Origin of the sequence: Methylobacterium sp., assembly GCF_019750675.1 — a bacterium.
Classification (GTDB): domain Bacteria; phylum Pseudomonadota; class Alphaproteobacteria; order Rhizobiales; family Beijerinckiaceae; genus Methylobacterium.
Genome location: NZ_JAIEOF010000337.1, coordinates 1 through 5422 on the forward strand (window position 1 = coordinate 1; position 5422 = coordinate 5422).

General features: G+C 71.1%; 6 protein-coding genes and 2 tRNA genes. 4 read left to right on the forward strand and 4 right to left on the reverse strand.

Translation table 11 applies throughout. The features are described 5' to 3' along the window. The 3 genes from K2X24_RS17085 to queA all read right to left on the reverse strand — a co-directional run bounded on the left by K2X24_RS17085 (position 1) and on the right by queA (position 2486). Positions 1-76: transfer RNA gene (locus K2X24_RS17085), tRNA-Lys, on the reverse strand. 122 nt (positions 77-198) lie between these two features. Next, complete coding sequence (tgt, locus tag K2X24_RS17090) at positions 199-1353, reverse strand: tRNA guanosine(34) transglycosylase Tgt (RefSeq protein ID WP_292499531.1); 1155 nt, start codon at positions 1351-1353, stop codon at positions 199-201. Positions 1354-1400: 47 nt separating this feature from the next. After that, the gene (gene queA, locus K2X24_RS17095; RefSeq protein WP_292499532.1) at positions 1401-2486 is read right to left on the reverse strand and encodes a tRNA preQ1(34) S-adenosylmethionine ribosyltransferase-isomerase QueA; all 1086 of its coding nucleotides are present in this window, start codon (positions 2484-2486) and stop codon (positions 1401-1403) included. A 259-nt stretch (positions 2487-2745) separates the two neighbouring features. On the opposite strand from queA, the gene K2X24_RS17100 reads away from it, so the two are divergent. Together K2X24_RS17100 and K2X24_RS17105 are read left to right on the forward strand one after the other, a co-directional pair. Next, the gene (locus K2X24_RS17100; RefSeq protein WP_292499533.1) at positions 2746-2988 is read left to right on the forward strand and encodes a hypothetical protein; all 243 of its coding nucleotides are present in this window, start codon (positions 2746-2748) and stop codon (positions 2986-2988) included. Between the two features lie 120 nt (positions 2989-3108). Then, complete coding sequence (locus K2X24_RS17105; RefSeq protein ID WP_292499534.1) at positions 3109-3996, forward strand: cation diffusion facilitator family transporter; 888 nt, start codon at positions 3109-3111, stop codon at positions 3994-3996. On the opposite strand, the gene lipB is transcribed toward K2X24_RS17105, so the two are convergent. Beyond that, entirely contained in the window at positions 3993-4757 is a 765-nt protein-coding gene (gene lipB / locus K2X24_RS17110; protein WP_292499535.1) for a lipoyl(octanoyl) transferase LipB, read from the reverse strand. The genes K2X24_RS17105 and lipB overlap by 4 nt on opposite strands. Positions 4758-4837: 80 nt before the next feature. Between lipB and K2X24_RS17115 the strand changes: the two genes are divergently transcribed. Both K2X24_RS17115 and K2X24_RS17120 read left to right on the forward strand, forming a co-directional pair. Continuing rightward, on the forward strand, positions 4838-5143 hold the full coding sequence (locus K2X24_RS17115; protein ID WP_238282553.1) for a FliM/FliN family flagellar motor switch protein: 306 nt from the start codon (positions 4838-4840) through the stop codon (positions 5141-5143). Between the two features lie 119 nt (positions 5144-5262). Beyond that, positions 5263-5347, forward strand: a tRNA-Leu gene (locus K2X24_RS17120). The last annotated feature ends 75 nt before the right edge of the window (positions 5348-5422 follow it).

The following is a 5422-nucleotide window of genomic DNA, read 5'->3' on the forward strand; positions in this document are numbered from 1 at the left end:
TGGTGAGCGCGTTGGGGCTCGAACCCAAGACCTACAGATTAAAAGTCCGTTGCTCTACCAACTGAGCTACGCGCTCGCATCCGACGATCGGGGCCGCGGCGCCTGTGGGGCCGGGGTGTGTCGGACAGCGTGGCCCGCAATAGGGGCTCGGCGGTATGGGGTCAACCGGGATTGCGGTCGCCCGTCCGCGATCCCGCCTCACGGGGCGGCGCGCTCGGCTTCCGCGCGGGCCCAGGCGGCGCGGGTCTCCTCGCTGAAGGCGGCCAGGCGCCCTTCGGCGATGGCGCGGCGCATCCCCGCCATCAGGTCCTGGTAGTAGGACAGGTTGTTCCAGGTCAGCAGCATCATGCCCAGGATCTCGTCGCTGCGCACGAGGTGGTGCAGGTAGGCGCGGGAATAGTCGCGGGCCGCCGGGCAGGCGGAGGCCTCGTCGAGGGGGCGCGTGTCCTCGGCGTGGCGGGCGTTGCGCAGGTTGATCCGGCCGTGGCGGGTGTAGGCGAGGCCGTGGCGGCCGGCGCGGGTCGGCATCACGCAGTCGAACATGTCGATGCCGCGCGCCACCGAGCACAGGAGGTCGTCCGGCGTGCCGACCCCCATGAGATAGCGCGGCTTCTGGGCCGGCAGGTCGGGTTCCACCGTCTCGATCATGGCGAGCATCACGGCCTGCGGCTCGCCCACCGCGAGGCCCCCGATGGCGTAGCCCTTGAGGTCGAGGTCGGTCAGCGCCCGGGCGCTCTCCACCCGTAAGCGCGGCACGTCGCCCCCCTGGACGATGCCGAACATCGCCTTGCCGGGCTGCTCGCCGAAGGCCACCCGGCAGCGCTCGGCCCAGCGCAGGGACAGATGCATGGCGCGCTCGATGGTGGCGTGGTCGGCCGGCAGGCGCACGCATTCGTCGAGCTGCATCTGGATGTCCGAGCCGAGCAGCCCCTGGATCTCGATGGAGCGCTCGGGGCTCATGTGGTGGGTCGAGCCGTCCACGTGCGAGCGGAAGGTGACGCCCTGTTCGTCGAGTTTCCGAAGCGCGGAGAGCGACATCACCTGAAAGCCCCCGGAATCCGTGAGGATCGGGTGCGGCCAGTTCATGAAATGGTGCAGGCCGCCGAGCCGCGCCATGCGCTCGGGGCCGGGGCGCAACATCAGGTGGTAGGTGTTGCCCAGCACCACGTCGGCGCCGAGATCCCGCACCTGACCCGGGTACATCGCCTTTACGGTGGCGGCCGTGCCCACCGGCATGAAGGCCGGGGTTCGGATGGTGCCCCGTGGCATCGTGATCGCGCCGGTGCGCGCCGCCCCGTCGGTGGCGTCGAGGCGGAAGGTGAAGTCTTTCTGGAGGGCGGCGGTGTCGGACATGGGCGCCCTCTTAGCACCGGTTCACGGGCCGGGCACGCCCGCTCGCCTCAGGACGCGGCGGGGAACAGCAGGCTGGAATCGCCGTAGGAATAGAACCGGTAGCCGGACGCGATGGCGTGGGCGTAGGCGCCCCGCATGGTCTCCAGGCCCGAGAAGGCCGAGACCAGCATGAACAGAGTCGAGCGCGGCAGGTGAAAGTTGGTCATCAGCGCGTCGACGGCGCGGATGCGCTTGCCCGGCGTGATGAAGATCTCGGTGGGGCCCGAGAACGGGTGCAGCGTCCCGTCGGCGTCGGCCGCACTCTCCAGGAGACGCAGGGCGGTGGTGCCCACGGCGACGACGCGGCCGCCCGCCGCGCGCGCGGCGTTGAGGGCCCCGGCCGTATCGACATCCAGGATACCGATTTCCGCATGCATGCGGTGGTCGTCGGTGTCCTCCGCCTTGACCGGCAGGAAGGTGCCGGCCCCTACATGCAGGGTGACGGTGTGGCGGGTGATGCCCGCCGCGTCGAGGTCGGCCAACAGCGCTTCCGAGAAGTGCAGGCCGGCGGTGGGGGCGGCCACCGCGCCCGGCACGCTCGCGTAGACGGTCTGGTAGTCGGTCGCGTCCTGGGCATCGGTCGGGCGCTTGCCCGCGATGTAAGGGGGCAGCGGCAGATCCCCGATCCGCGCGACGGCCGCGTCGAGGGCGGGGCCGGCCAGGGCGAAGCGCAGCACGATCTCGCCGCCCTCCCCCTTCGCCGCGATGACGGCATCCAGCGTCCCATGGTCGCCGGGCGGCCCGGGCTCGCGGGGGGCGAACGCGACGCGATCGCCGAGGGCGAGGCGCTTGCCCGGGCGGGCGAAGGCGCGCCACGCATCCGGCGCCTCGCGCAGGTGGAGCATCGCCTCCATGCGAAGGCCCGGCGAGCCGGTCCGGTGCCGGATGCCCGACAGGCGCGCCGGGATCACGCGGGTGTCGTTGAAGACCAGCGCGTCGCCGGCCCGCAGCAGGCCGGGCAGGTCGCGCACGCTGCGGTCGGCGAGGGCCTCGCCGGGGCGCACCACGAGGAGGCGGCCGGCATCGCGGGGCACCGGCGGGCGCAGGGCGATGCTCGCCTCCGGCAACTCGAAATCGAAGAGGTCGACGCGCATGGAGCGCCAACTGCACCGATCGGCGGCCCGGATCAATGGGGGCGGAACCGGTTCGGGCCCGGTCTGTTCTCGGGAAGGGCAGCCGCAACCCCGGCACCGTTTCGGCGACGGAGGCGAGGACCGGACGGCGTCGAGGAAGCGAGAGCGGATGGCCTGGTTTGCCGGGAGCCCCCGCGATCCTGCCGAGTTTCGACGATCGGGTCCGCACGGCGCGGCGCCGAACATCGTGTGAGCAACGCATCCGCTGGCGGGAGACGACATGAGCGACGGGAGCAGGGTCCGGGCGGCACGGCAGCGCGTGACCCTCGATGGACAACTCGTGTCCTACTGGCAGCGCGAGGCGCTTCGGCTGGAGGGTCTCGCCGCGGCGAGCCGCTGGGGATGGGTGGCGCGCGGCTACCGGCGCAAGGCGGACCGCGCCCGCCAGCAGGCGGCCCGGTTCGAGAGCCGCGAACGCGCCCGGGCGCCGGACGTGTCCCCTCCCGAGGCCGAGCCGTCATAGCCGCGGCTCAATCCTTCAGCGACGGGTTCAACCTTTGCCGTGGCCTTGGCGCGGCCGCTGCCGCTATGGGCTCGCCGGCCGGGCGGTGACGTGACCCTCCGGGAGAACCCGGACGCCATCATGGATCGTACCCAGAAAGCCGCCCTCGTCAGTGCCGGAATCGGCGTGCTGGTGATGGGTCTGAAATTCGGGGCCTACTGGCTGACCGGCAGTCTCGCGCTGTATTCCGACGCCCTCGAGAGCATCATCAACGTGGTGGCGGCCGTGTTCGCCCTGGTCGCGCTGCGGGTCGCCGCGCGCCCGGCCGACGACGACCACCCCTACGGACACCACAAGGCCGAGTATTTCTCCGCCGTCATCGAGGGCGCGCTGATCATCGTCGCGGCGATCCTGATCCTCCGGGAATCCTTCCACGGCCTGCTCGCCCCCAAGCCCCTCGACGCGCCGCTCCTCGGGCTCGCGGTCAACGGCGTCGCCACCGCGATCAACGGGGCCTGGGCGATCGCCCTGATGGCGCGGGGCCGGGCCTGGCGCTCGCCCGCGCTGGTGGCGGATGCGCGCCACGTCATGGCCGACGTCGTCACCTCCGGCGGCGTCCTCGCGGGCGTGGCCCTGGTGACGGCGACCGGCCTCGCCATCCTGGATCCGCTCATCGCCGGACTCGTCGCCCTCAACATCCTCTGGTCGGGCTGGGGGATGGTGCGCGAATCGGTGAGCGGGCTCATGGACCGGGCGGCCCCGCCCGACATGGTGGCCAAGATCCGCGAACTCATCTCGCTCCACAGCGTCGGTGCCCTGGAGGCCCACGACGTCCGCACGCGGCACGCGGGCCAAGCGACCTTCATCGATTTCCACCTCGTCGTGCCGGGCAGCATGACGGTGCAGGATTCGCACGCGATCTGCGACCGTCTCGAGGAGGCCATCGAGGGCGCCATCGAAGGATCCGTGGTGGTCATCCACGTGGAGCCCGCCGAGCATGCCAAGGGGCGGGGCGTCCCGGTCGTCTAGGCCGGGTCCCCTGGGCGACCCGGGCCTGCGGCGCGATCCTCGACCAGCACCGTCTCGCCGAAGATGGCCTCGAAGGCCGCGCGCAGCGCCATGTCGACCTCCGGCAGCGTGACGAGATGGCCGAGATCGACGAGGCTGGTGACGCCGTGGCCGGAGATCCCGCAGGGGACGATGCCGCTGAAATGCGACAGGTCCGGCTCCACGTTGAGGCTGATGCCGTGGAAGCTCACCCAGCGGCGCACGCGGATGCCGATCGCCGCGATCTTGTCCTCGACGCCCGCCCCTTTCTCCGGGCGCCGGACCCAGACGCCGACCCGGTCCTCGCGCCGCTCGCCGCGCACGTTGAAGGCCTCCAGGGTGGCGATGATCCAGGCCTCCAGGGCCGCCACGTAGGCGCGCAGGTCGCGCCGGCGCCGGTTGAGGTCGAGCATCACGTAGGCCACCCGCTGTCCGGGGCCGTGATAGGTGTACTGCCCGCCCCGCCCGGTTCGATGCACGGGGAAGCGATCGGGGGCGACGAGGTCCGTCTCCCGCGCCGAGGTGCCCGCCGTGTAGAGCGCCGGGTGCTCCAGCAGCCAGACGCATTCCGGGGCCGCGCCCGTCGCGATGGCCTCGGCCCGCGCCTCCATCGCCGCCACCGCCGCCGCGTAGGGCACCGGTGCGTCGCTGATGCGCCATTCCACCGGTCCCGCTCCCGGCCCGGCGCGGAAATGTCCCGTCGGCAGGGCGAGACGGGGAGCGGTTATCGTTTCGTTTACCAAGACTTCACCATCGCGCATGGACAGTCGGCGAGGGACGGGCGCCGCTTCGCGCCGGACGTCCCCGGGAAGGAACGGGTCGCGTGGCGGTTCTCGAAGACCTCAAGGTCGATCTCACGGTGGTGCTCGGGCGCAGTCACATGCCCCTGCACATCCTGTTGCGCATGGGCCGCGGTGCGGTGATCGAGCTCGAATCCACCGAGACCGATATGGTCGAGATTCTCGCCAACGACCACCCGATCGCCCGCGGCCAGATCGTGGTCACGGGCAACCGGATCTCCGTCGAGATCACGGAACTGATCCGCAAGGCCGAGGTCGTGCGCCTGCCCGGCGTCACCATCGGCGACGGCGCGGTGCCGATCCTGGAGGGGGCCGGCGATTTCCGCTGATCCCGCCGCCGCGGCGCTTGTCGGACGAAATTTCGTCTGCTACTAGCTGCGCCGCGCCACGAGAGATCGTTCGCTTCACCCCACGGGGCGGCGGACGGAAGCGAACGCGGTGAGACAATGCGGCCATGGCGGAATTGGTAGACGCGCTAGCTTGAGGTGCTAGTCCTGCAAGGGGTGGAGGTTCGAGTCCTCTTGGCCGCACCAACTTGGTTTTGTTGGTGTTTCCCCTTCGATCTTGGTGAGGCGGTTACCGCGCCTCCAGGCTTCCCGAACATGCAT

What these genes read in the sequence shown, in the direction of transcription:
- K2X24_RS17100 (WP_292499533.1), top strand. Translation starts at nt 2,746, where the DNA reads ATGAGCGACGGGAGCAGGGTCCGGGCGGCACGGCAGCGCGTGACCCTC.
- queA (WP_292499532.1), bottom strand. Translation starts at nt 2,486, where the DNA reads ATGCGCGTCGACCTCTTCGATTTCGAGTTGCCGGAGGCGAGCATCGCC.
- K2X24_RS17105 (WP_292499534.1), top strand. Translation starts at nt 3,109, where the DNA reads ATGGATCGTACCCAGAAAGCCGCCCTCGTCAGTGCCGGAATCGGCGTG.
- tgt (WP_292499531.1), bottom strand. Translation starts at nt 1,353, where the DNA reads ATGTCCGACACCGCCGCCCTCCAGAAAGACTTCACCTTCCGCCTCGAC.